The 23459-nt window shown below is 70.0% G+C and carries 17 protein-coding genes and 4 pseudogenes; 5 read left to right on the top strand and 16 right to left on the bottom strand.

Annotated elements, in window-relative coordinates; genetic code table 11:
* Positions 1–158: 158 nt before the first annotated feature.
* Entirely contained in the window at positions 159–596 is a 438-nt protein-coding gene (locus ACIF6L_RS38435; RefSeq protein ID WP_396492670.1) for a hypothetical protein, read from the bottom strand.
* Between the two features lie 105 nt (positions 597–701).
* Here ACIF6L_RS38435 and ACIF6L_RS38430 point away from each other — a divergent pair, with 105 nt between their 5' ends.
* Both ACIF6L_RS38430 and ACIF6L_RS38425 read left to right on the top strand, forming a co-directional pair.
* On the top strand, positions 702–1241 hold the full coding sequence (locus tag ACIF6L_RS38430) for a winged helix-turn-helix domain-containing protein (protein WP_396492668.1): 540 nt from the start codon (positions 702–704) through the stop codon (positions 1239–1241).
* Positions 1238–1777 carry a transposase gene (locus ACIF6L_RS38425; protein WP_396492672.1) on the top strand — a complete coding sequence of 180 codons (540 nt, stop codon included), beginning with the start codon at positions 1238–1240 and terminating at the stop codon, positions 1775–1777. The genes ACIF6L_RS38430 and ACIF6L_RS38425 overlap by 4 nt, the downstream gene beginning before the upstream one ends.
* A gap of 100 nt (positions 1778–1877) precedes the next feature.
* Here the strand turns inward: ACIF6L_RS38425 and ACIF6L_RS38420 are convergent.
* The 9 genes and pseudogenes from ACIF6L_RS38420 to ACIF6L_RS38380 form a co-directional block, all read right to left on the bottom strand.
* Positions 1878–2753, bottom strand: a pseudogene (locus tag ACIF6L_RS38420) (IS5 family transposase).
* 42 nt (positions 2754–2795) lie between these two features.
* Positions 2796–4361 carry a carbamoyltransferase C-terminal domain-containing protein gene (locus ACIF6L_RS38415; protein ID WP_396491904.1) on the bottom strand — a complete coding sequence of 522 codons (1566 nt, stop codon included), beginning with the start codon at positions 4359–4361 and terminating at the stop codon, positions 2796–2798.
* A gap of 74 nt (positions 4362–4435) precedes the next feature.
* The gene (gene hisN / locus ACIF6L_RS38410; RefSeq protein ID WP_396491903.1) at positions 4436–5263 is read right to left on the bottom strand and encodes a histidinol-phosphatase; all 828 of its coding nucleotides are present in this window, start codon (positions 5261–5263) and stop codon (positions 4436–4438) included.
* 4 nt (positions 5264–5267) lie between these two features.
* Positions 5268–5957: a methyltransferase gene (locus ACIF6L_RS38405; protein WP_396491902.1), complete on the bottom strand. Its 690-nt coding sequence runs from the start codon at positions 5955–5957 to the stop codon at positions 5268–5270.
* A 31-nt stretch (positions 5958–5988) separates the two neighbouring features.
* Positions 5989–7278, bottom strand: coding sequence for a DegT/DnrJ/EryC1/StrS family aminotransferase (locus tag ACIF6L_RS38400; protein WP_396491901.1), 1290 nt, complete (start codon positions 7276–7278; stop codon positions 5989–5991).
* Between the two features lie 29 nt (positions 7279–7307).
* The gene (locus tag ACIF6L_RS38395) at positions 7308–8324 is read right to left on the bottom strand and encodes a Gfo/Idh/MocA family protein (protein WP_396491900.1); all 1017 of its coding nucleotides are present in this window, start codon (positions 8322–8324) and stop codon (positions 7308–7310) included.
* A 97-nt stretch (positions 8325–8421) separates the two neighbouring features.
* Positions 8422–8892: an NUDIX hydrolase gene (locus tag ACIF6L_RS38390; protein WP_396491899.1), complete on the bottom strand. Its 471-nt coding sequence runs from the start codon at positions 8890–8892 to the stop codon at positions 8422–8424.
* 515 nt (positions 8893–9407) lie between these two features.
* Positions 9408–10250, bottom strand: coding sequence for a methyltransferase domain-containing protein (locus tag ACIF6L_RS38385; protein ID WP_329491941.1), 843 nt, complete (start codon positions 10248–10250; stop codon positions 9408–9410).
* A 335-nt stretch (positions 10251–10585) separates the two neighbouring features.
* Positions 10586–11060 (bottom strand): annotated as a pseudogene (locus tag ACIF6L_RS38380) (IS5 family transposase); the annotation flags it as partial.
* 470 nt (positions 11061–11530) lie between these two features.
* Between ACIF6L_RS38380 and ACIF6L_RS38375 the strand changes: the two are divergent.
* Positions 11531–11965 (top strand): hypothetical protein, encoded by a 435-nt coding sequence (locus tag ACIF6L_RS38375; RefSeq protein WP_396491898.1) that lies wholly within the window; start codon positions 11531–11533, stop codon positions 11963–11965.
* Between the two features lie 272 nt (positions 11966–12237).
* Here ACIF6L_RS38375 and ACIF6L_RS38370 read toward each other — a convergent pair whose 3' ends face one another.
* A complete protein-coding gene (locus ACIF6L_RS38370; RefSeq protein WP_396491897.1) occupies positions 12238–12636 on the bottom strand; it encodes a hypothetical protein in 399 nt (132 codons plus the stop codon).
* Positions 12633–13485 (bottom strand): annotated as a pseudogene (locus ACIF6L_RS38365) (IS5 family transposase). The gene ACIF6L_RS38370 and the pseudogene ACIF6L_RS38365 overlap by 4 nt, the downstream one beginning before the upstream one ends.
* A gap of 668 nt (positions 13486–14153) precedes the next feature.
* Between ACIF6L_RS38365 and ACIF6L_RS38360 the strand changes: the two are divergent.
* Positions 14154–14795, top strand: coding sequence for a hypothetical protein (locus ACIF6L_RS38360; RefSeq protein ID WP_396491896.1), 642 nt, complete (start codon positions 14154–14156; stop codon positions 14793–14795).
* 483 nt (positions 14796–15278) lie between these two features.
* Here ACIF6L_RS38360 and ACIF6L_RS38355 read toward each other — a convergent pair whose 3' ends face one another.
* A complete protein-coding gene (locus ACIF6L_RS38355) occupies positions 15279–16517 on the bottom strand; it encodes a hypothetical protein (RefSeq protein ID WP_396491906.1) in 1239 nt (412 codons plus the stop codon).
* Positions 16518–16556: 39 nt separating this feature from the next.
* Here ACIF6L_RS38355 and ACIF6L_RS38350 point away from each other — a divergent pair, with 39 nt between their 5' ends.
* Positions 16557–16949, top strand: a complete 393-nt coding sequence (locus tag ACIF6L_RS38350; RefSeq protein ID WP_396491905.1) for a hypothetical protein — start codon at positions 16557–16559, stop codon at positions 16947–16949.
* A gap of 443 nt (positions 16950–17392) precedes the next feature.
* Here the strand turns inward: ACIF6L_RS38350 and ACIF6L_RS38345 are convergent.
* The 3 genes and pseudogenes from ACIF6L_RS38345 to ACIF6L_RS38335 form a co-directional block, all read right to left on the bottom strand.
* A pseudogene (locus tag ACIF6L_RS38345) lies at positions 17393–21368 on the bottom strand (LamG-like jellyroll fold domain-containing protein); the annotation flags it as partial.
* A gap of 211 nt (positions 21369–21579) precedes the next feature.
* Entirely contained in the window at positions 21580–22578 is a 999-nt protein-coding gene (locus ACIF6L_RS38340) for a hypothetical protein (protein WP_396491895.1), read from the bottom strand.
* Positions 22579–22939: 361 nt separating this feature from the next.
* The gene (locus ACIF6L_RS38335) at positions 22940–23188 is read right to left on the bottom strand and encodes a hypothetical protein (RefSeq protein WP_396491894.1); all 249 of its coding nucleotides are present in this window, start codon (positions 23186–23188) and stop codon (positions 22940–22942) included.
* Between the last annotated feature and the right edge of the window lie 271 nt (positions 23189–23459).

Below are 23459 nucleotides of genomic sequence, written 5' to 3'. Positions count from 1 at the left end.
CCATCCGCATATCTCACACACCATCGGATACAGCCACCTCACCCCACCAATCAGGGACTTCGGGAGAGTTCACCCTGACGAGCCGAAGTCAGTAAGTCGAGTCGGCCCAGGTCTGACACCGCATGTTCAGGCGGTCCGCGTGAACGATTCCTCAGAGTTCACAGAAATCCGCTGACCGTAGGAGGGTTGATCGTTTGACCGTCAACCGAAATTGAGTCGCATGTGATCACTTTGATTGGGGCGGTCTGGCCGACGGAGCGTCCGCCGATTGGAATATTGATCTCTTCCGCCTGACCGTTAGCCGGGGTATCCCACCGGCCCGGATCGCGTTCGGTGAGTCTGCGGCGCCGGATCTTGTCGGACACGTCGACCAGACACACCGCGATTCCCTCCAGCAGCGGTGCCGACGGAACGGCCAGGACCTCACCGAGCGGAGACTGGCCGGTCAGCACCAGATCGAGTCCGCGCCGCTGGTACTCCAGGGCACGGCACACCCACATCTCGGTCGTGCGGTTCCGCCAGATCCGGTCCGCACCGTCCGGAACACCGAGTTCCTCGAAGTCGTGCACGACGATCCCGCTGAGCCGTTCACCCATGGCACGCGCGATGGTGGTCTTCCCCGAGCAACTGGAACCCGTTACTGAGGTTTTCGTTCTGTTGTCGGTGGTGACAGGTAGTGATCCCTGCGGTATGTCAATGGTGTGCGGTATGCGCAGGGTGGGGGCCTGACCGCTGAGCGGCGGGCGTTTCGTGAACAGGTGCGGCTGGAGGCCGGTACCCGGTTCGAGGCGGGCGAGAAGACCGCGTCGATCGCCCGGGATCTGCGGGTCAGCGAGCGGTCGGTGGAGCGTTGGCGGCGGTCCTGGCGTGAGGGTGGTGCGGATGCCCTGCGCTCGGCGGGTCCGGCGAGCGTGCCGAAGTTGTCGGCGGCCCAGTTCGCCGAGCTGGAGGCGGAGTTGGGCAGAGGTCCGGCCGCCCATGGGTACGAGGACCAGCGCTGGACGCTGGTCCGGGTCCAGGCGGTGATCGGCCGCCGGTTCCGGATGGCGTTGTCGATTGCGACGGTATGGCGGTTGCTGAAGCGGCACGGCTGGTCCTGGCAGGCCCCGGCCCGCCGGGCGCTCGAGCGGGACGAGCGCGCGGTGGAGCTGTGGAAACAGGAGGTGTGGCCGCGGGCAAAAGCACCGCGGCGGCGCTCGGAGCCTGGGTCGTCTTCGAGGACGAGGCCGGGTTCGCGATGACGCCGCCGCGCGCCCGCACCTGGGGCCGGCGCGGGCACACACCCGTGGTCCGGGTCCGGGGACGTTCCCGGCGCCGGATCTCGGTGGCCGCGCTGTGCTGCTACAAGCCCGGCGAGCAGAGCAGGGTGATCTACCGGCCCCGCTTTCACATGCCGCTCAAGGGAGCCCGCAAGAGCTTCGCCTGGACCGATTACCGCGATCTCGCCGTCCGTGCGCACATTCAGCTCGGCGGCCCGATCGTCCTGGTCTGGGACAATCTCAACACTCACCTGGCCGTCGGCATGAAGCAGTACGCGGCGAAGCAGGAGTGGCTCACCGTGTTCCAACTGCCCTCATACGCACCGGACCTCAATCCGGTCGAAGGCCTGTGGTCGCTCCTGCGTCGCGGCCCGACAGCGAACACCGCTTTCACCGATCCGGATCATCTCACCCGCACTCTTCGACGCGGACTGCGACACATCCAACTTCGACCCGCCCTTATCGATGGGTGCCTGGCCGGCACCGGCCTGCCGCTCACCCCACCGACTGCACCCTGAAAACCTCAGTAGTTTGAGCAGCACCCGGCCAGAGTGGCAGGTCGCCGCCGCGGGACATTCCATGTGTTTCCCGCCGTTTCTCGGCTCCGCACCGTCCTGCTCACAGCCATTCGTTGATGACCGCGACCAGGACCGTCGCCTCGTAGCGCACGGCAAGCTTGTCGTACCGTGTCGCCACCGCACGATGCCGTTTCAGGCGGTTGATCCCGCATTCCACCGCGTGGCGCTCCTTGTAGTCCTCCTTGTCGAAGACCGGTGGCCGACCACCTCGGGAGCCGAGCTTCTTGCGGTTGCGGACCTGGTCGGCCTTCTCCGGGATGGTGCACCCGATCCCGCGTCCGCGCAGGTAGGAGCGGTTCGCTCGGGAGCCGTAGGCTTTGTCGGCGCGGACCTTGTCGGGTGTGGTGCGTGGTCGCCCCGGCCCGGTGCGCGGGACGCGGATGCATTCCAGGACGGGCTGGAACTGCGGGCTGTCATGCCGGTGTCCGGCGGTGATCAGAAGCGACAGCGGCTTCTGCCCCTGCTCGGTCGCGAGGCGGATCTTCGTGGTCAGACCCCCCCCCGAGAGCGTCCGAGGCCGTGGTCGTCCGGCTCGGTGTCGATACCGCCCGGCGGCTCGCGCTGCAGATCCCTTCTTTACGCGCGCCGGCCGCGTGCTGATGGGCACGGCAGATGGTCGAGTCCACGCTGACATCCCAAGTGATCAGGCCTTTCGCGTCGGCCTGGACCTGCAGTTGCTCGAGGATCCGCTTCCAAGTGCCGTCGCGCTGCCACGGCGGAACAGGTCGTAGACCCGGTCCCAGGGACCGTACAGCTCGGGGACGTCCCGCCAGGGCGTGCCAGCCCGGGTCCGCCACCGCATCCCGTCGATCAGCTGCCGACGCGTCCACGTTCGCGGCCTCCCCGGCTTCTTCCCTGTCGGCAGCAACGGCTCCAGCCGAGCCCACTGCAGGTCCGTCAGATCCCCTCGCGCCACATCATGATCATCGCAAGTCGAGATCCACTTTCGCAACAGGCCCTAGCGTCGCGGTGTGACGAAGACGTCGTTCACGACGTACCCGTCCAGTCCGTGCAGCTTGCCGTAGGCGATCAGGTCGCTGCTCCGGTTGATGAACCCGCGTCCCGAATAGTTGAGCGAAGTGTTGCAGAGGACGCTGAATCCGGTGAGTTCGCCGAAGGCGGTCAGCAGTGCACCCATGGCCGGGTTCGCGGTCGGGTCGACGGTCTGGGTGCGGGCCGTTCCGTCGACGTGGGTCACCGCGCGCAGGTCGGCGGATTCGACCCGGCTGAAGTACAGCATGTAGGGGTCGGGGAGACCACCGCCGAACCAGCGGCCCGCTTCCTGCTCCAGGCAGATCGGGGCGATGGGGCGGTAGCTTTCGCGCTGTTTGATCCTGTTGAGCCTGACCGTGGTCTCCTCGGTGAAGGGAGCGGCCAGGATCGACCGGTTCCCGAGGGCGCGGGGGCCGATCTCCCAGCGGCCCCGTGCCCAGCCGATGATCTTCCCGTCGCGGAGGTGGCGGGCGACCTCGCCGTGGTCCAGCGGGCGGATCTCGTAGCGCTGCGGGTCGAACTCGATGTCCTCCACGAATTCGCCGCCCGCGTAGACGTCCCACTCCAGGTCGGCCGACCCGGTGTAGAAGTGCTGGGCGTCGATGGCGGTGCCGATCGCGGAGCCGCTGTCGTTGGGACACGGCGGAACGAAGACCGCGGGGAAGAGCCCGCACTCGCGCCAGCGCCGGTTCCACTCGCAGTTGAGCCCGCAGCCCCCGGAGATGAGCAGCGGGAATCCCTCGGTCAGGTACTCCCGGGCGTACGCGTGGAAGCGGTCGAAGATGGCGTCCGAGAGCCGGGCCGCCAGGTTCTTGTACGCGCTCGATTCCACACCGACGTTGTGGAAGGGGGAATCGGTCATCCGGTCCTTCAGGCTTCCGGTGATGACCTCCTTCTGGCCGAGGACGAAGTCGATGACGTCCTGTTCCGCCCGGGTCGCCGGCCGGTTCTCGGCGAATCCGGCCAGGGCCATCTGCTTCCCCGCGTCCTGGAACCGGACGAACTCCTGGTGCGGACTGAACTTCGGGTCGGCGAGCGCGAAGCCGTAGGAGTACTTGTTGCCCGGGTAGTTGAGCACCTCCTTGAGATGGGTCACCTTCCCGTGCTGGTCGATCCGGTAGAACGAGCCGATGTTCCCCTCCCACACCAGGCTGTAGAAGGGCTGGTCCCGGCGGAGTGCCGACATGCCGTAGGACGTCATGATGTGGGAGCGCTCATGGGTGGACGAGAAGACGCGCACGGCCTTGCCGAAGAACCGGCCGGCCTCGTCCGTGATCGCGGCTGCGCCCACACCGAAGTACCCTGCGCGCGAAGCCTGGTCGGTGCACTGGGTTCCCTTGATCCAGCCGCTCACGGCGACGACGTCGGGCTGCCTGTCCAGCCGGTCCGCCGCCGTCGCGAACAGTTCGGCCGTCGGATTGCTGTAGCGGAGGAACGAGTCCTTCTCCGCCTCTAGGGAGAAGAGCAGCCTGCCGTCGTCGACGGCCGCGATCGCCCCGTCATGGCCTTCCTTGAGGGAAAGAATCAGCATGATGGTCCGTTTCTCGGTGGGTTCCGCGTCCGACGGTTCGGGGCGGTTTCATGGGCCGACGGTTCGGGGCGGGCTCAGGGTCCGGGCGGCCCGGATGCTGCGGGCGGCGCCGAGAGAGCCTTCAGGGCGAGCCGGTGCAACCGCGGGTTGGCGGACAGGGCGCCGGTGCCGTTCCGGGGCGAGGCGCCCTGGAGGTCGGTGCAGAGGCCGCCGGCCTCCTCCACCAGAACCTGTACCGCGGCGATGTCCCAGGGGTTGACGACCGGTTCGGCCGCGATGTCGAGCGTTCCTTCGGCGACCATGCAGTGCTGGAGGAAGTCGCCGAAGGCACGGTCCTCCCAGCAGGCTTCGGCCAGGCGCAGATAGGCCGCACGTGAGTGGAAGACGTCCCAGGTCCGGGTGCTGGTGGTGGAGAGGTACGCCTGGTCGAGGCGGGTGCGGCCGGAGACCCCCAGGTGCACGGGGGTGGTGCCGGCCGGTCCCCGGCGCAGCCAGGCGCCCCGGTTTGCCGCTGCCCACCAGCGGCTGTGCAGGGCGGGGGCGCTGATCACGCCGACGGTGGGGCGACCGTCCTCCAGAAGGGCGATCAACGTGGCCCAGACCGGTACGCCGCGCAGGAAGTTCTTGGTGCCGTCGATGGGGTCGACCAGCCACGTGCGCCCGGGGGAGACGGAGCCGCCGGTCTCCTCGCCGGCGAACGCGTCGTCGGGGCGGGCGGCCCGCAGTTCCTCGCGGACGGCTGTCTCGACGGCGGTGTCCGCGTCGGTCACGGGTGTACGGTCCGGCTTCTCCCGGACCCGCAGGTCGAGGGCGTGGAAGCGGTGGACGGTGAGCCCGTCGGCGAGGTCGCCCAGACGGAGGGCCAGTTCCAGATCGTCCTCCGGTGGCACGGGCGGCGTCACCGGATCACCTCGTCCGCAGTTCGAGCAGGTGGTACTCCATGACGCCTACTTCCTCGATCCGGCGGACCTTGCGCAGCATGTCGATCCGCAGGCCGGCCGCACCGGCGAGCACGTCGAGCCGTTCACGGTCCCCGAGGTGGGCGGTGCCCAGCAGCAGCCGGCCGCCGTCGGTCAGGTACTCGTGCGCCCCGGCGAGGTAGCGGGCCTGACCCTGGTAGCCCGGGTCGAAGACGGCGGAGTGGATGTCGCTGGAGAGGGCGAAGCCGTCCTCCACATAGGTCCAGGGCACGTTCCAGAAGATCGTGTCGAAGCGGCTCAGGGGATCGAGCGCCGCGTACATGTCGCTGTGGAGGACGCGGACCCGGTCGCCCACACCGTGCCGCTCGGCGTTGGCGACGGTATTGGCCACGGCCTTCTCGTTGATGTCCAGCGCGGTGACGGAGGCACAGCCGCTGAGTGCGGCGGTGACGGCGATGACGCCCGTACCGCAGCCGACCTCCAGGAACGAGCCGTCCCGGGGATAGGGCACCACCGAGGCCATCACCTCGGTGGCCGCGCTCAGCGTGCTGGGCCAGACACCCCGGTGCAGGCTCCATTCCCGTCCCAGCAGGGTGAAGGTGTCCGGCAGGTCGTCACCGGCGAGAGCGTGCTGGAGGGCCCTCGCGACGTCCTCCGGCGACTCTTCGACAGTCATGCCCACTCCCTCTTCGGTGGTGCGGTTCCGGTCATCGGGGCAGCTCGGCGGCGTACCGGACCAGCGCTTCGCGGTGACGGCCGATCTTGCGGAACGCCTCGGCGTACTGGTCGATGAGCGCCTTGTCGTCGGGCCAGGCGGTGAAGGTCGGCAGGGAGAGCGCGTGCTGCTCGACGTGCTCGGCCTGCGAGTCGGCCCCCGGCGTGGTGGCCTTCTTCGGGACTCCGGGGAAGAGGGGGTTCTCGGGGCGGGCGTAGAGCGGCAGGGTGGACAGCCGGGGGCCGGAGGGGGCGCCGACCTCCATGCCCTCGGCGCGCAGCGCCCGGATGAGCACCGAGCGCGGCACGCCACCCAGTGCCTGGGGCCGGTAGAGCGGCTTGTAGCCGTACCAGGCGCCCATGTCGACGTGGTCGGCGACATGGACCCGCTGCAGGTACTCCACGTCGGAGAGTTGCTCGCCGAGGTGCCGCAGGCACCGGTGCCGGGCCTCCTTGCGGGCGGGGAAGGCGGCGAGGGCATGCCGGGCGACGATGGCGTTGAACGGTGACATGCGCAGCTTGAGTCCGAAGCCCGTGACCCAGTGGGCCCGCAGGTCCTCGTCGAGGACGGAGTCCCGGGAGCGGTCCCGGTAGTGCCCGAGGAGGGTGGCGCGGTCCTGGATCCCGGGGTCGCTGGTGACGAGGATGCCGCCTTCTCCGGCGTAGACGGCCTTGTTGGCCTGGAGGGAGAAGACGGCGGCGTCGCCGAAGGTGCCGACCGGCCGGCCCTTGTAGCGGCTGCCGTGGGCATGGGAGCAGTCCTCCAGGACGCGCAGCCCGTGCCGTTCGGCGATCGACAGGATCGCGTCCATGTCGCAGGGGTGGCCCCACTGGTGGACGACGGTGACGACCTTGGTGTGTTCGGTCAGCGCGGCCTGGAGTGCCTTGGGGTCCAGGCCCCGGGTGTCGGGGTCGATGTCGGCGAGGACCACGTCACCGCGCAGCGCGAAGACGGGGCTCAGCGCGGCGTGGTAGGTGAGCGCCGGTCCCACGACGTCCACCCCCTCGCGTACGCCGAGGGCGAAGTAGGCGGCGAGGAGCGCGCTGGTGCCGGAGTTGAAGGTGACCGCGTAGCGGGCGCCGCCGTTCAGGAAGGCGAGGAAGTCGGCTTCGAGCCGGCCGATGGGGCCGCTGTTGCCCTTGATGGAGATGTCGGTGTTCCGCTGCGCGGCCAGCTCGGACAGCTCCGCCTCGTCTGCGGGGGGCGGCCACACCTCGTGGGGCAGCGGCCGCGAGATGGCGGGTGCGCCCTCGAGAAGGGCGAGCCGTTCGTCGGTGCTCATGTGCTCTCTTCCTGTCCGTGCGGGGTGGGTCAGGCGCATCGGTCGGTGAGTCCGCTCGTCCCGCCCGACCGGGCCCGGTAGATTCCGTCGATCGTGCGGACGGTGGCGAGTTGACGCAGGAGGTGGTCCCGGCGGTAGTCGCGGTCCTCCAGGCGGTCCAGATAGTGGCTGAACATGGAGCGCGTGATGTCCGTCCTGGATCCTTCCGGGGCGTAGCGTTCCAACTGGGCCCCTCCGACGGCGTGCAGGGTGGCCGCCCCGGGGGCGACGTTCAACGCGCCTTCCGAACCGAGCACGCAGAGCTGTTCGGTCTTCGCGAGGCTGTGGCGCGAGATGCGCAGCGAGCCCGCCAGCCCCCTCGACGGGTAGCTGCACAGGAGGGCGACCAGGTCCTCCAGTCGGCGGTCCCGGGTCTCCTGGTACTGGTGCACGAAGGCTGAGTGCACCCGGGGGGTTTCGGGGAACATCCCGTTGAGCACGTCGACGAGGTGGTAGCCCATGTCGAGGAGCACACCGCCCCTTGCCTGCTCGCGGGACGCGCGCCAACCCGTGGTCGGACGGGCCAGGTTGAAGTGGTAGTCGTAGGAGAACCAGTAGGGCCTCCCGATCCGCGGGAGGTTGTCCCGGGCGAACCGGAACACCGGGTCGAAGTTCCGTTGCAGCAGGGTGAAGATGCTGCGGTCGGCCTGCTGCGCGAGTTGTATCAGCTGGCGCGCTTCGGGTTCGGTGACCGCGAACGGCTTCTCCTTGATGACGTGCCTGCCGTGCGCCAGCAGCCGCGTACAGACCGGGAAATGCTCGCCGTGCGGCACGGTGACCACTGCGGCGTCGAAGTCGACGGCTTTCAGTGCGTCGTCGAGGCTCCCGTAGTACGGGAATCCCCATTCGTCGGCGAGTGGCACGGCGGGCGGGGCGGAGTCGACGCCGCCGACGATATCGGCAATCTCCTGTACGATCGGCAGGTACTCCCTTCCTTGGTGCCCGGCAAATCCGATCATCAGCACTCGTGGTCGCGGACGGATGTCCTTCAGCCTGTCGCCGGGCATGCAGAATATTCCCCTCGCAGAACACCGCTCGACGATGACGTGGGAAGTCGGGAAAGGGTTGTGCAGCCCGGATCGAACTTACGTGTCCGCAGACGGTTCAGAGAGCCGTGCGGCTCCCCGGAGGGTCGGCGCGCCAAGCGTGTGCCGCGGTCACGACGTCCTTGATGAAGGTGCTGCCGCTGCGCAGTGTGTTCTCGTCGAGCAGCGTGACGTCCTCGGCGGCCAGCCAGGCGAACTCGGTGTGCTTGTTCCGTTCGAGTGCGGGCGAGGAGAGGTCCCCGTCCACCTCGACGAGGTAGTCCGACTCGATGTACCGTATGCCGTCCCCCGTCCACTCCGTGTGTGCCACCCGGGCGAGAACGCGGCGCAACCGCCACCCCGTCTCTTCCAATATCTCCCTGCGGAGCGCGTCCAGGAGGGACTCCCCTGGTTCCACGGCTCCACCGACCACGTCCCAGCAGCCGGGGAAGAGGGAGCGGTCGGCCGAGCGGCGTTGGACGAAGATCCGGCCGGCCGGATCACGGATCAGTGCGCCCACCACCGGTCGGGGCTGGGCTGCCCCGGTCATGAGGGTCCCCCGTCGCGCTCGGACGGGAACGGGTTTTCGGAATCAGTATTCCCGTACGAACGGTCGAACGGGCGGGGGGTCGAGCAGTCCGAATGGCGGGGTCGGGGCGGGATGAAGCGGTCTGGATTCGAACTGGAGAATGAACGACCTGAAGCTTGCATCTCCACTACGCGAGGTTAGCCGAATCTCGGAGAACAGGTGCGAGGACGAACTTCTTCGGGGCGCCTTGAGTTCCACTTGACACGGCGAACGGTCGCGTGCTGAGGGATTGCCTCCCGGTGTGTGCCGCGGCCCCGCCCCGGCGGAATCGCTGGGGCGGGGCCTTGTCCGCGCACGGACCGGTATCGGCCCGGTCCGCCCGTTCCATGGCGACGGGGCGCCGGCAGCGGATTCTTGAGCGATTCTTTCCTGCCACCGCTGACGGATCGTGAGGGAACCTTATTGGCCGGATCGGCCGCCCTTCGGGTCTCGGCGGTGCCGTCCTCCGGCCCCGCCGACCCGGCCGGCGCCTCCGTTCACCGGCGGCGCGCGACCACGAAGGCGTAGCCGATCTCCGCGAGGGCACCGAACCGGGGAAGGGAACGGGCGAAGTCGAAGAACTCGTAGTGCGGGTCGTCCACGGAGGGGGTGACATTCGCGAAGGCATCGGCGAACGCCTGGTAGGTGCGCCGGACGTGCTCGCCGATGTCCTGGAACTCCAGAACCTCCAGACCGGCGCGGTCGAGGGCCGTGCGGAGCTCCGCCGGCTCGGGGAGCGCAGGGGACCCGAACGCCCGGCAGGTCCGGCGGACCGTCTCCGCGGCCTCACCGGTCACCGGCGACCGGAGCAGCACGTCGGTGACGACCAGCGTGCTGCCGGGCCGCAGGGTTCGGGCGATCTCGGTGAGGGCGGCGGTCCGGTCGGGAATGTGCATCATGGACTCGATGGCCCAGGCACCGTCGAAGGACGCGGACTCGAAAGGCAGTGCGCAGGCGTCCGCGTACCGGAAGTCCACCCGGTCGGCGAGCCCGGCGGCATCCGCCCGGGTCCGTGCGAGGGCGATGTCCTCGGCGCTGACCGAGATTCCTGACACCTGGCCACCGGTGGCCCGGGCGATGCGCAGCGCGGGCCGTCCCGTTCCGCAGCCGACATCCAGCAGACTGCGGCCGGGTGCGGCGGCCAGCCGCCCCGCCACGAGGTCGGTGAGCCGGTCGGTGGCCTGGTCGAGTGACCGTCCGTCCGCCGGGCCGTCCCAGTAGCCGACATGAATGTTCCCGTCGACGGCCGCGCCGTCCACGATCTCGGGGTGCTCGTCACGGAGCGGGTCAGGGTTGAGTGAGGACGGGACGCCGTGCTGCGCGGACGGGTTGTCGGTCATCGCGATCTCCCGGGTGCGAGGGGTGAGTCGGCGGGTGACGAGGGCCGGCGGCGTTCGCCGGGAGCGGGCAAAGGTGTTCCCGGACGAACGCGACGCAGCTCCGCTCTTCCTGAAGGACTTCCCGTGCGACCGGTGGTGGGAACCGCTTCTCCGGGACTGGTTACCGCAGACGGTGATGGCGGTGGCGAGGTGGCCGTCGTGGACGTGCCAGTGGCCGTCCAGGGTGGGGAGCGGGGAGGGGCCGAGGAGGACGGCGGTGAAGGTGCCGTCAGGGCGGAGGGTGAGGTCGGCCTCGGAGATGTCGAGGAAGGTATGGGTGAGCGGGAACCAGGTGTTCCGCCCGTGAGGACGAAGCCGAGCGGGCGGCCGCGTTCTTCGCAGGCCGGGTGGAGCTTGGTGCTCAGTCCTCCACGGGATTGGCCGAGGGCGTGATCACCCGTTCGTCCCGGTCGAGTGCCCCCTTTTGCCGCCGGTGGCGTGCTGGTGGGCCCGCACGATCGTGGAGTCGACCGACCCCAGCCAGTCGATGTCCCCGGCCGCATCCCTCTCCGCCTGGATCGCCCGCAGCATCCGCGAGAACGTGCCGTCCAGCGCCCACCTGCGAAAACGCGTGTACAGGGTCTGCCACGAGCCGTACCGCTCCGGCACATCGCGCCAGGCCGAGCCGGTCCGCAGCTTCCACACGATCCCGTTCAGCACCACCCGGTCGTCACAGCGCGGCCGACCTGCAGATCCTGACCTCGGCAGGAACCGCGACAGCACATCCCACTCGGTATCCGAAAGCTCATGACGTCGCACCATGACCGCCATGATCGATCATCACTTGATCAGATTTGAAGACGGACCCTAGTACTCCAGCAGCGCTTCGCTATCTGGCCTGTTCAGAGGCGTCGTGGGGAGTGTAACGGGTTGTTGGCGGGACAGGGGCGGTCTTCGCGGAGCGTCCCTCTCCCGGGTGCAGTCGGCGTTGGCAGTGGCAGTGGCAGTGGCAGTGGCGGGCGAGGGCTTGGCGTCTGCGGCGCCAGCCCGACCAGCTCAGCAGGTGCGCGTGAAGGGGCCGACCGGAACGGTGGTGCGTGGTGAGGCAAGGCGCCAGGAGCCGGCGGACTTCTGCCACGGTGAGCGGGGCCGGAGCGCCGAAATCGCTTCTGCGTCCCCCTTTGTCGCCGCGTCGGCTGCCATGACTGCGAGGTAGGCGTGGGCGAGCATGGCCAGGGTGATGTGTCGGTACCAGCCGACGTGCCGAGGCCGCCGCGCTGCTGGGAATCGACCTCCAAGACGTGTGGCAGCGTGCTCTGGTCGGCCTGGCCCTGGAGGTCTGGGCCGCGACCGCGCACCTGCGGCACGACCCGGACGCTCCCGTGGCCACCGACATCCTGGACACCGCGTCAGTGCGACAGTGGGCTGACCGGTTCCTCGGCCGCCTGGACAGCGACCGGCGCCAGCTGCGCGAGACTGTGTCGGCCTGGATCCAGGCCAAGGCCCGTATCGAGGACACCGCCCATCTTGTGGGCCTCAACCCCGCCACCGTGAGGGTCCACCTGCGAAGTGCCGAGCAGCTGCTGCAGCGCCGGCTGCTGACCAACACAGCCTCCGACGCGCCGGCCGGTTGCATCGTTCCCGGCGCCCATGACCTCGTTCTGGCGTTCTTCGTCGTAGGGGGCACCACGCTACGTTCGGATGTCGGCCAGGCGGTCCCCTCCTGCGCCGGGTGAACCTCAGCAGCCACCCGCAGCGGGGCGGTCGGGCCGGGTGATGGACCGGAGACTGCCGTTCAGCTCTCGCGCTACTCGGGTGGGTTGGCCTGCGGCTACCACCAGTTCGTCCGGATTGTCCTCGGCCTCTCCCTCCGTGGCCGTCTTCGTCGATGACAGCCTCGGCCTCGGCGAACGTCACGGGTACGGGTCGGGTGAGGCCCAGGGACGCAATCACTTCCGCTCGGAAGATTTCAAGTCCAGTGAGACGGTCGTGACGCTATGAGAGGACGTTAAGTCCGTTTCTGGTAGCGGGCGCGTCCGGGTTGTTCGAGGAGTCCCTGACGAACGAGTCGTCCCAGGCGGGAGCGGGTGACGTTGATCGAGGGCTCGTCGGTGGGCACGGCGAGGAGTTCGTGCAGGTCGCGAACCTGGAAGACCCGCCGGGGATGTTCGCTGAAGGCGGTCACGATGCGCTGGTAGACGGTGGCAGTCTCCGCAGGGGCCGGTTCGTGGTCGGGCAGGGCGAGGCCGTCGATGACCTTGCCCGTGGTGGCGATCTCGGCGAGGTGGGCCTCGACCTCGGCCAGGGCACCGGTGAGTTGCGCGATCTGCTCGCGCAGGTAGTCGGCGCGTGCGGCAGTCTCGTCGTGTTCGACCTGCAACAGCCGCAGGAGTTCAGAGGCGTTCACGCGGCCAGCTCGACATCGTCGCGCCAGGCGGGGCTGGGGGTGGTGAGGCGGCGGAGCATGCCAGCGGTGGAGGCCCAGTGGACCCGGGAGGCGGCGTTGTCGGGCCGGTGGTCGTAGTCCCGGGCGAGGCGGCGGTGGAGCATGAGCCGCCGTTGACCTGCTCGACCACCCACCGCTTCGGTTGCGGGACGAACCCCTTGCCCGCGTTGTCAGGGTTGCGGCGGACCACCTCGACGGTGATGTCCTTCACCGCGCCGTGGATGATCACGGCGTCCTTGAAGCCCTGGTCGACCGGGACCTTCTCCAGGCGCATCCCGCATCGTTCGGCCGCCTGGTCCAGCAGGGCGATGCCGGCCTCGTTGTCGTGCGCACTGGCGGCGAGGACCACCACGCCGATGACCAGGCCCAGCACGTCGACGGCCGGTCCCCGCTTCCTGCCGGGCCTCTTCTTGTGCGCATCCAGCCCCGTGGTCGCCTTCGGCACTCCGGCCGCTGCGCGGACGGACTGGGTGTCGATGATCACCAGGGACGGGTCCTCTAATCGCCGGGCCCGCTCCCGCACCTGGCAGCGCAGGATTTCCCGGATCCGCTGGTTACGACCGTCCTGGCGCCACAGGGTGAAGTAGTAGAACACCGCTGACCAAGTCGGTAAGTCGTGTGGCAGGAGCCACCACTGACACCCTGTCCGGTTCTGGTACAGCAGTGCGTTCACGACCTCGCGCAGGTCGCAGGAGCCGGGTCTCCCGTCGCCGACCGCGACACCCGCTCCTACTTCCAGGCGGTGACCAGCAGCTCGATCAAGGCCCACTGCCCGTCCGACAAGTCCGTTGAGTACGGAATCCGTTCCATACCCCGACCCCATCATGCACACGACATACAAGTCGGCCGAACAGCTCCGTACGCACGAACGAGCGACACCAGATCATCCAGAAACGGACTTAACATCCTCTCATGACCGGTGAACTCGCCAGGGCCAGCAAGATCACGCCCCGCCCGACGGGCAAGTCCGATGGGCCGCCCGCCCCGGACCGCTCCGGTGACAGACTGTCATTCATGAATGATCAGCCCCGGCGGTCGTTGTAGCAGCCCGCCATCGACACCCCCGTCCAGCCGTCCGGCGGGGCCCGGCTGCTCGCGGTCGAGCGGGCCCCGTTCCTGGAGCCGGAGCCGGCCCCCACGGGCGAGCCGCCGGTGGTGTCGGGTGGCCGGCGTCGGCTCGGCCCGGGCGGCCTCGCCGTCTCCGTAGTGCCGGACGACCGGAGCTGACCTTGCCGCGATGAGGTCGGCTGTGCGCACGTCCGCTGGGTGCCGGCGCCGGTTGTCCCGCGCAGCACGCCGCGCCGGACAACCGCAGGACGGCGTGGGGTAAGAGGGCGCGTGTAAGGGCGGGGGATAGCCCGGGAAGGGACGGGCACCGGCCCCCGGCCGATACGCTCTGTTCCGTGACACTTACGGATGGAGAGGTTCGGGTGGGGTCGGGCACCAGCGGCGGATCCGGCCCCGCGAGCTCGTGATCCGTGTGCGGGGCGACGCTCCGGACGGGAGGAGCGGGTCAGAAGCCGGCCTACTGCTCGCCCTCCTGCCAGTCGAAGGCGTACCGCGGGCGCCGAGCCGCATCCGCCGCACAGCAGCTCGCCGCCGCGCGTGCCGCAGGCACTCGCGCCACGGACCGCGACGGGCCGCTGGGTGAGTTCCTGCGGCTGGCCGCCGCGATCCACGGCACCGCCACACAGTTCGCCGAGGACCTCGACAACGGTCCGGATCCCTCGGCCACGGCCGAGCAGTTCACCACCACCTTGTCCGCCCCGTACCGAGGCCTGCTGCGCCAGGCCGCTCTGGCCGCCGGCCCCGGTGCCACCGTTCCCACTCAGCGGGCACGGTCCGCGTCGCTCATCGCGCCGCTCGCCCTGACGCTCGGCGGCTGCGAGCCCGTCCTCGACCTGGCACCGGGATGGCAGCTCTCCGGCCGCGCGAGCGATGGCAGTGCCTACGGGGTGCTTGACCACGGCCACGTCAGGGGCTGGGTCGAGCTGAGTCCGGCCGGCGGCTGGCACGCCGTCAGCGACGGACTCCTCCTCGGCGCTGACGCGCGCAACGACCCCGGCCCCTGGCGCGACCATGTCCTGGCTGCCCTGCACCTGGAACATCCGCAGCCGTAGTTGTCCCGGCGGGTTTCGTGGTGGCACCGAAACGCCGCCCCGTTCCACGGGCCGCCCCCGGGCCGGGGTCGCGTTGCGGCAACGAAACCCGCCAGAGTGCCAGCTGGCCCGGCGTGCGACCTGCCGCCGCAGCCTACAGGCGCCTGCGAGGCGTGCGGCCGCGCGCTGCAACCGGCCGGCACCGGGCGCTCGCCCCGCTTCTGCGGGTCGACGTGCCGCTCGGCCGCGCACCGCCGCCGCGCCAAGACCACACTGCAAACACCGCAGGCGACCGCCCCCGCCGCCGCCCTGGCAGAGGCGCCGCCCGGGCACCGGGCGCGGCTGCTGGAAGGCGCCGCCGCGGCCGTTGCTGCTGGTGCTGTCCTGGTGGCGCTCTCACGTCGCCGGCACGCCGCCGACAGCTGACCGCGACCCCGTACACCCTGGTGCCCCCGCCCACCCCGGCCCGGCCCCTCCGGCGCTGCCGGAGGGGCCGGGTGGAGGTCAGTTCTCTATTCCGAAGTAGCGGGTGAGGTAGTCGGTGATCTCGGTGGCGTGAGGTAGGAGTTCGGGCAGTTGGGTCGTGAGCACGTCGCGGGTGGCGGTGGCCAGGCTGCCGGTGCTGGTGGCGGCGGGGCGCACGTACGGTTCGAGGCGCTTGATCAGCTCGTAGTTGCTGTCGATGTTCTCGGCGCGCATCGCCTTCTCGAGCGGCGGCGCGCCGGGCGGCGGGACGGGTGCGAGGACGCGGCTGACGTAGGTGACCCGGTGCAGGATCCGCCAGCACGGGGGCTTGGCGGAGTTCTGGCGGGACTGCCGCAGGGCTGCGGCGTCGGGCGCGTCGCTGCCCGCCAGCCACTGGGGGTCGACGACCTTGTGGTAGAAGTCGTCGAAGTTGGCGCTGGTCTCGCCGAGGTAGAAGGTGAGGAAGCGGTAGGCGTCCACCTTGCCCGGCACGAGGACGGGTTTGCCCGCCGCGTCGTAGAGTGGCTTGCCGTTGGTGTCGCGGCGCTGCAGGTCGCCCGAGGGCGCGCACTGGACGTCGAGGCCGAAGGTCCGGGAGGAGTCCTTGCCCTTGGCCCGGGTGACGCTGAAACCTCCGCCGCGGGAGGCGTCGAGCGAGCCGCTCCAGCCGAGGTCGAGGAACCCGAAGCTGAAGGAGAAGTTGCCGCCGACGTGCTGGCTGAAGCTGTAGGAGCCGGATGTGGTCTCGCTGACGGCGTCGGTGGCCTCGGTGGTCTCGGCGAAGAAGCCGCCCTGCGCGGTCCAGACGTAGGTGTTGACCAGGTCCCGGTGCGAGAAGCCCCGGGCGCCGGCGCCGCGGCCGCCGGCCTGCGGATCGGCCGACATGCCCATGCCGCGCAGGATCGACCGGGCCTGGGCCTCGGCTGGGTCGTCGCCCGCGTGGTGTCCGGTCTCGGTCGAGACCGACTCGTAGAAGGCGTGCATCCGCTGCTGGTCGCGGGTGATGCGGCGCTTGAGCGCGTAGGCGTCCCGCGGCTTGAAGTAGCTGTACTCGCCGTAGCCGGTGGCGGTGGGGTAGTCGGGGTCGGTGACCTTGCCGCGGTCGTCGAAGCCGACCGCGCCGTCCAGGGTGCCCTGCTTGATGTAGCGGGGGTTGATCGGGAAGTGGATGAGGTTCCAGTCCAGCGGGATGTCCGGGTTGGGCGGCATCCGGTACGCGACCAGGGCGCCGGTGTGCGCCAGGCGCAGCGCGAAGACGTTGGCGGTCTGCGACTGCACCAGCGCGAGGCCGGTGTTGGCGGGGGCGAGCGCCGGCCGATGGCGGAGTTCAGCACCTTGGCGGAGTCCTCCGGGTACCCGGTCAGCGTCAGCTTGGTCTTGCGGGTGGTGTTCTGGCCCTGGCTGACGCTGGTGTCCTGGCTCCAGGTGTTGGAGAACTCCAGGCCGCCCGAGAGCCCGAACTTCATCTGGCCCTCGGCCAGTGGTTTCGCGATGCCGACGCCGAGCGGCGCGGTGACCGACATGACGCTCGCGTCGGTCTCGGCGGCGAGCGCGAACTCGAAGGCGGTGTTGACGCTGCTGCTCTTGTTGGAGGACAGGCTGCGCACCACCTGGTCGGGCTCGGTGAACTCCACCGAGGAGGCGCCGGCCCAGCCGTCGGGCTTGTCGGTGAGGTTCTCCGAGGGGACCGGCGGGGCGCCTTCGATGTAGCCCATGAGCTGGGGGTCGAACTGGGCCTGGCCGACCCATTCGGTGGTCAGGTCGCCGACCTTGTAGCCGGTGACCAGGTGCCAGCGGCCTTCCCGGACGAAGCCGTAGCAGCGCTTGAGCACGCCGAGCGGTTTCTCGCCCTTGGCGTCGTACTGCAGGTCGGCGTACTCGGTGGCGCCGGGGGCGCCGGCGATGCTGTCGTGGAAGGGGGTGCGGACGTCGGCGAGCGCGGATCGCACCTGGGCGGTGTCGGTGGAGACGGGCGCGGTGGACAGCAGGATCCGCGGCCGCTTCGGGGAGAAGGCCAGGTTGTTGCCGCGCAGGCCCTCGTCCCGCACGGACGTGGTGCCGGGTTCGGTGGAGTCCCGGTCGAAGGGCCAGTAGCCGAGCAGGTCCTGCTTGTCGCCGCGCAACCGGGCGAACAGGTTGTCGGAGATCTGCTCGCGGGTGCGGACGGTGCGCCAGATCCGCGCCTCCTCCAGCGTTCCGGTCAGCGGGTCGGTCGGCTTGCCGCCGACCAGCCGGGCGCCGAGGGTCAGTTGGGTGTCGCCCCAGGGGGTGGTGTCCTGCGCGGTGACCGGGCCTTCGGCCAGCGGTTCGCCGTTGCGGTAGAGCCGCAGCGGACTGGCGGCGGGGTCGACGTCACGGGTCCAGCGGGCGCCCCGGAGCTTGGCCGGGAAGGAACCGGAGACGTCGGAGGTGACGTTGCCGGTGTTCTCGTTGAACGGCCAGCGCGCCAGCAGCCCCTTGTCGCGCGCGGTGGTCGGCAGCCCGAGCTGGACGGCCGGGCGCGCGGCGTTCCACAGCCTGACCTCGCACAGCACGCCGCTCATCCCGCGACCGATCTCCACCCCCTGGCCGTTCGACTGCGCGCCGGGGCCCCGGTACACGTGGCTTCCGGCCGACCCGCCGTCGAGGTAGAAGCGGATGTCCTGCTCCGGCTGGGGGGCGGCGACCGCCTGGGCCCCGGCGGCCTCGGGCTTGCGGCGCTCCCGCACGACGGTGACCCGGGTGAAGACCCCGGGCGCCACGGCGCGCTCGGAGGTGTAGCGGACGGCCTTCCCGTCCGCCTCGGCGAAGGCGAACTCCACCCGGCCGTCGGCGGTGAGGCCCAGCTGGTAGGGGACGCCGTCGCGGCCGCCGTCGACGACCGCTCCCTTGGCGAGCAGGCCCATCGGCTTGCCGAGCTTGTCGACCTGGACGAACGCCTCGATGGTGAGGTCCTCCAGGACGTCCAGCGCGTTCTGCGGGGCCACCGCCAGGCCCTCGCCACCGTCCAGGCGCAGCGCCCAGGACTGGGTGAAGGTCGCGGCGAGGTGCGCCCACTCGTGGCACGGGAAGCGCTCCGCCGACCTCAGCACGCGGTCGCCGACCCGTGCCACCACCTGGTATCCCTTGATCGGTGAGGCCGAGGTGCTCGGCCCGTCGAAGGCCCAGCGGCCGAGGAGGCCGGGCTCCCGGTCGGACAGGCGCTGGTAGCGCTGGGCGGAGATCTCCTGGGCGGTGCGCACCCGTCCGAAGACGCGGACCTCGTCGATCTGTCCGTCGAGGTAGAGGTTGGTGAAGGGCTGGTAGCCGAGCACCAGCGGCCCGTTGCCGGTGTAGGGCCCCGTGGAGGTGCCGCGGGCCGTCCCGGTAGAGGATCAGCTCGCGGGTGGCGTTCTTGTTCACCGCGGCCCAGTGGTGCCATTCGAGGTCCGGATAGGGCTGGGCGGTCTTCACGGCGTCGCCGTACAGGGCGAACATGAAGGTGTCGTCGGGTTCGAAGCACAGGTGGAGGGTCTGGTCGACCCGGCCGTCCATGGCGCCGTGGGTCAGCAGCGGCTCCCGGCGGCCGCGGGCCTGGTTGCGCTTGGCCCACAGCTCGACGGTGAAGTCCCGGCCCGCGAGGTCGAGGGCGCCGGTCAGCTCGACCTTGGTGTCGCCGATGAACTGCTTCACGGGCAGGCCGACCGGGGCGAGCGCCAGGGAGTACCCGGACGTGTCCGTCCTGGCGTGGATGATCCGGCCCTGGCCGGACTCGGGGTTGACCCAGGCCCCCATGGTCAGGTCGCCGCTCGGGGCGATGTCCTGCTGCTTTCCGGCGGGAAGCGACAGGTACTGCTCCTTGCCGTCGAACAGGAAGGCCCGGCCGGGCATCTCGGCCCGCCAGCGGCAGCCGCGGCCGGTGATCGTCGGCTTGGCCGTGCCGTTGGGCACGGAGTCGACGTCGCCGGCGCTGAGCCCGACCAGCCGGGAACCGGCCGAAAGCAGCACCCCGGGCCGGGTGGACTCCGCGCGGGCCCAGTCGTAGCCGACCAGGCTGATCTTGTCGCCCGGCTTGACCGCGGTGGCCGAGGTCGTCAGAGTCAGTGTCTTGGAGCCGATCGGGGTGTCGGCGTCCACGGCGTAGCCGTTGCTGCCGATCGTCAGGTGGGCCTTGGCCGGGACGACCGCGGTCGTGGCCCCGGTCAGTTCGACGGTGCTGCCGGTCACCCGGGCCACCGCGCCGACGGTCACCGGGCGGCCGGGGTTGCCGGCCAGCGCGGCTGCCATCTGGTCGGCCTTGCGGGGTAGCGACCGCCAAGTCTCGGTCTCGTTGCCCAGGGTGATGGTGAGGTCGCAGCGGCCGGGGGCGTCGCCGTCGCTGATCTTGATGGTGCAGCTGCCCAGGGCGATGCCCGGGTCGCGGGCGAGGAAGCCGAGTGTGCCGCCGCGCCCGGCCAGGCTCTGGGTGCCGCGGATGACGGCGGTGTCGTAGTAGGCGGCGAAGAACTGGTCGTTGGCGCCGCGGAAGTACAGCACGACATTGCCGGTGCCGCTGTCGAGCAGCGCGGGCCTGTCGGTTCCCCGGGCGAATTCGAGCAGGCCGCCGGACAGGCTCAGGCCGGTGGTGTCCACCGCGAGGAGCGGCATGGCCACCGTCAGGTCGTCGTCGCCCTGCAGGGCGGTCGACAGGTTGGCCAACTTGTTCTGGGCGTCCTTGAGTTCGACCTGCTTGGCGGCGAGCGTGAGGGTGAGTTCGTCCACCCGCTGCTTGGCCGTCCGGGCCTCCTGGAGGAGCTCGCGCGCCGCGTCCATCTGGGCCTTGGCCGTCGGGTAGGTCACGTCCAGGCCCGAGCGCATGCCGGCGCGCACCATGCGGAGCAGACCCGTCTCGGCCGTCAGGCACTCCTTCGCCTGGACCACGAGGATCTGCTGGGAGGTGGCGGGCACGCCGATCGCGAGCCGGCTGCCGCGGTTGACGAGGCGGACGAACTCTCCCTCGGTGACCAGTTGGAACTGAGCGGCCGGGTTCGCCGGTTCCCGGGTGATCACGTTCAGCTGGGTGTTCTCCGACATCGAGTTGCCCATGACGTGCAGGTCCTGGCCGGAGCGGTTGTTGACCACCCAGTAGCAGGGCCTGCCGTCCTGGCTCTGGCCGACGGGCTCCACCCGCCAGCTGGAGCGGACGTCAGGGGTGACGATCACCGAGGGGCCGCCGCCGGCCGAGTCGATGGAGTGGACGCTCCGGAACGTGTTCCCGCCCAGCACTTTCGGGTTCTTGAGCTCGATGTTGTAGTTCCAGGAGGTGAGCAGGTCCTTCTCGGCGAAGTAGCGCCGCTCCAGGTCGTCGAAGGCTGGCTTCAACCGGTCGTGCTCCGCCTGCCGCTCGGCCAGCAGGCCGGCCACGCCGGACAGCTGGCCGATCTTCGACTGCAGGTCGGCGATCTCCGGCTCCAGCCGCTTGATCAGCTGCTGCAGCGAGCTGACCTGCTCCGAGTCCGTTCCCTTCGTCGGCTGCTTGAGCACCGCCGGATCCAGCACGTCCGGCGCCTGGGCGAGCCGGCCGTCACGGCCGACGGCGAAGTCCAGGGTCACCACGGCCGGGTCCTGGCCGTACTTGGCGGCGAAGGCCAGCATCACCCGGGCCTGCCGCTTGGCGGGCTTGGGGTCGGCCCGGTACCCGGCGACGACGTTCTCCTGCTGGTGGTAGAGCAGGGCCGACATGCCGGACACGACCGTGCGCCCCTTGAGGGCGAAGCTGTCCCGCCGCACCCCGGGGTGGTCGCCGACCGGGGCGTCCGAACCGGTCCACCTGACATCGCCCTCGAGCGTGCCGTGCAGGGCCCGGTCCGTCTGGTCGTAGACGGTGCTCCCGTCACCCTCGTCGAAGCGGTAGTAGGCCACCAGGCCCGCCTCGTTGCCGATCAGGCGGTGGTTCAGCTGCTCCTTGAGCTCGGTATCGGACCGTACCCGGTTCCAGATCCGCAGCTCGTCGAGGTCGCCCTCGAACAGTTCGTCCGTGCCGCCGGTGACGTCCTTGCCGATCAGGGTGTCCACGCCGGTCACCGGAGTGAAGGGCAGCGCTGCGCTGCCGCACGGCACGCCGTTGACGTACAGCTTCGCGGTCGTTCCGTCGAAGGTGGCGGCGATGTGGGTGTAGACGTCGGTGGGCACCTCTCGGTGGAGGTGAGCGCCGAGGGCGCACCTTCGTGGGTGAGGCCGACCGCCCCGGAAGCGTCCAGGCCCAGCCGGTACTCCCCGCTCCGGGCCAGCACCGGTCCGCCGTTGCTGGCGGGCTTGACCCAGGCCTCGATCGAGTAGGCCCGGCCACCGAAGCGCAGTACCCCCGGATCGCCCAGGTCGATGTAGGTGTCGTTCGACCCGGTCAGCCGGACCGCGGTCTCCGCGTGCCCCTCGCTCCCCGTGACCGGCACCAGTTCGCGCCCGGTGAAGGGGCAGGTGCCCGGGCTGCGCTCGAACACCGAGTCGCGGTAGGCCTGGTCGGGGCTGGTGTAGAAGCGGGTGCCCTGGGTGTTGAACAGGCCCTGGGCGCCCTGCTCGACATTGAAGCAGTCCACCCGGCCGTGGCGTCGTTGTGGGCGAACAGCTGCCAGCGCTGCACGTTGTTGATCGCAGTGGGCACGAGGACGGCGGCGAACCGGCCGCGGGTGAGGTTCCGGACGAAGGACAGTTCCTGGGTCGGCTCGTAGAACGGCCTGCCCTCCATGTCCTCGGTGCCCAGGCTGTCCTTGGCCGACTCGGGACGGGTGGCGTGCCGGCTGCGCTTGTAGCGCACCTCGAGGACCGGCTTGAGCTTTCCGTCCACCAGCAGGAACCGGTCGACCAGCACGGTGTCGCGTACCAGCGGCACCTTCTTCGTGCCGTTGAGCACGTAGTCGGTCCTGGACCCGTTCCCGGAGCAGCCGCCGCCGGTCAGCTTGTACACCGCGGCCGGGTCGGACTCGCCGATCGACTGGCGCATCACCACCACGGACGTGCCGTCGGAGATGACGTGGAACGGGGCGTCGGCCGTCAGCCGTGCGGTCGTCGACAGGTACGGGTCGATCTCGCCGGCCGTGGGCCGCTCGTCGGCTGCCGCCTCGGCTCCGCCGCGCTTGACCGTGGGCATCGCCGTCGCCCCGACGACGGCGTAGCCCACCTCGGCCAGCTCCCGGGGGAAGGCCAGCTCGACCGGGTTCTCGCTCCAGTACGCGGCGTCCGTGTCGCCCTTCACCTGCTGCCCGGCCAGGTCCAGCACGGAGTAGACGATCCGCAGGGACGCGTCCATCGCGAACGCGACGGTCGTGCCCTGGTGCCGCGCCATCGTCACGTGCCGGTAGGACCGGTCCCCGTACACTTTGAGCAGGGATTCCTGAGCTGCCACTGTTCCCCTCCCACGAGCATGGCCGCCTGCCCCGGTTCGTCCCCGACCCGCAGCGGCGATGAATTCGCCCCGCACGCCTGACGGAGTATCAGGCAGGGCGGAGACGGCGGAGAGGCCTTGTCGAACCTAACTGCCTTCTAAGCGACTTGAACGACACGCCCAGTGGCCGGAACATCACGTTTCGGGTCATTGGGCTGGACGCCGTTCCTGAGCGCAGCATTCCAGCCCCACCACCAGGGGCCCGGCGTCGACGTCTTCCCACACGCCGTCACCCCGGCCGGCTGAACAGCAGCAGCCCGCCGGTCGGCCGCGGCGACGACGACGGTTTCGGCGACCACGCCGCTCGTCAGGATCACCGCACTCAGGGTGTGGAAGCGGACGGTGTGGACTCATACGGGTTGCTTGGGATGAGCGTGATGCTGTCGTCGGTGACGATCAGGATGTCGCCGTCCTCCTGGCCGGCGCACTCGGCGTAGCAGTCCTCGACAGGTGATAGGCCTGCTTCGTACGGGTCGGGGGCGAGCACCAGGCCGAAGGCCCACACGCAGGCCGCGCGGCGCTCGGCCCAGGTCAGCTTCACTGCGGCGGGGTGGACGACCTCGGTGAGCAAGATCCTGTGATGCTGCCCAGCACCACCCGCTCGGGTAGCTGAGCACCCGCGGGTCGGTGGGGCCAGGGGCGCACCTTGTCCGCCATCGATCTTCGCGGATCGCCGTCTCGCGCAGCAGGCCGGGCGGCGCGGCGTGGGCTCTTGTCGGAGGGGCGGCGGAGCGTGTGTGGCGTGCCGCTACTGAGGTTTTCGTTCTGTTGTCGGTGGTGACAGGTAGTGATCCCTGCGGTATGTCAATGGTGTGCGGTATGCGCAGGGTGGGGGCCTGACC

Source organism: Kitasatospora sp. NPDC086009 (assembly GCF_044540385.1).
In the GTDB taxonomy this organism is placed as follows: domain Bacteria; phylum Actinomycetota; class Actinomycetes; order Streptomycetales; family Streptomycetaceae; genus Kitasatospora.
This window is presented reverse-complemented; position numbering and strand designations above follow the sequence as displayed.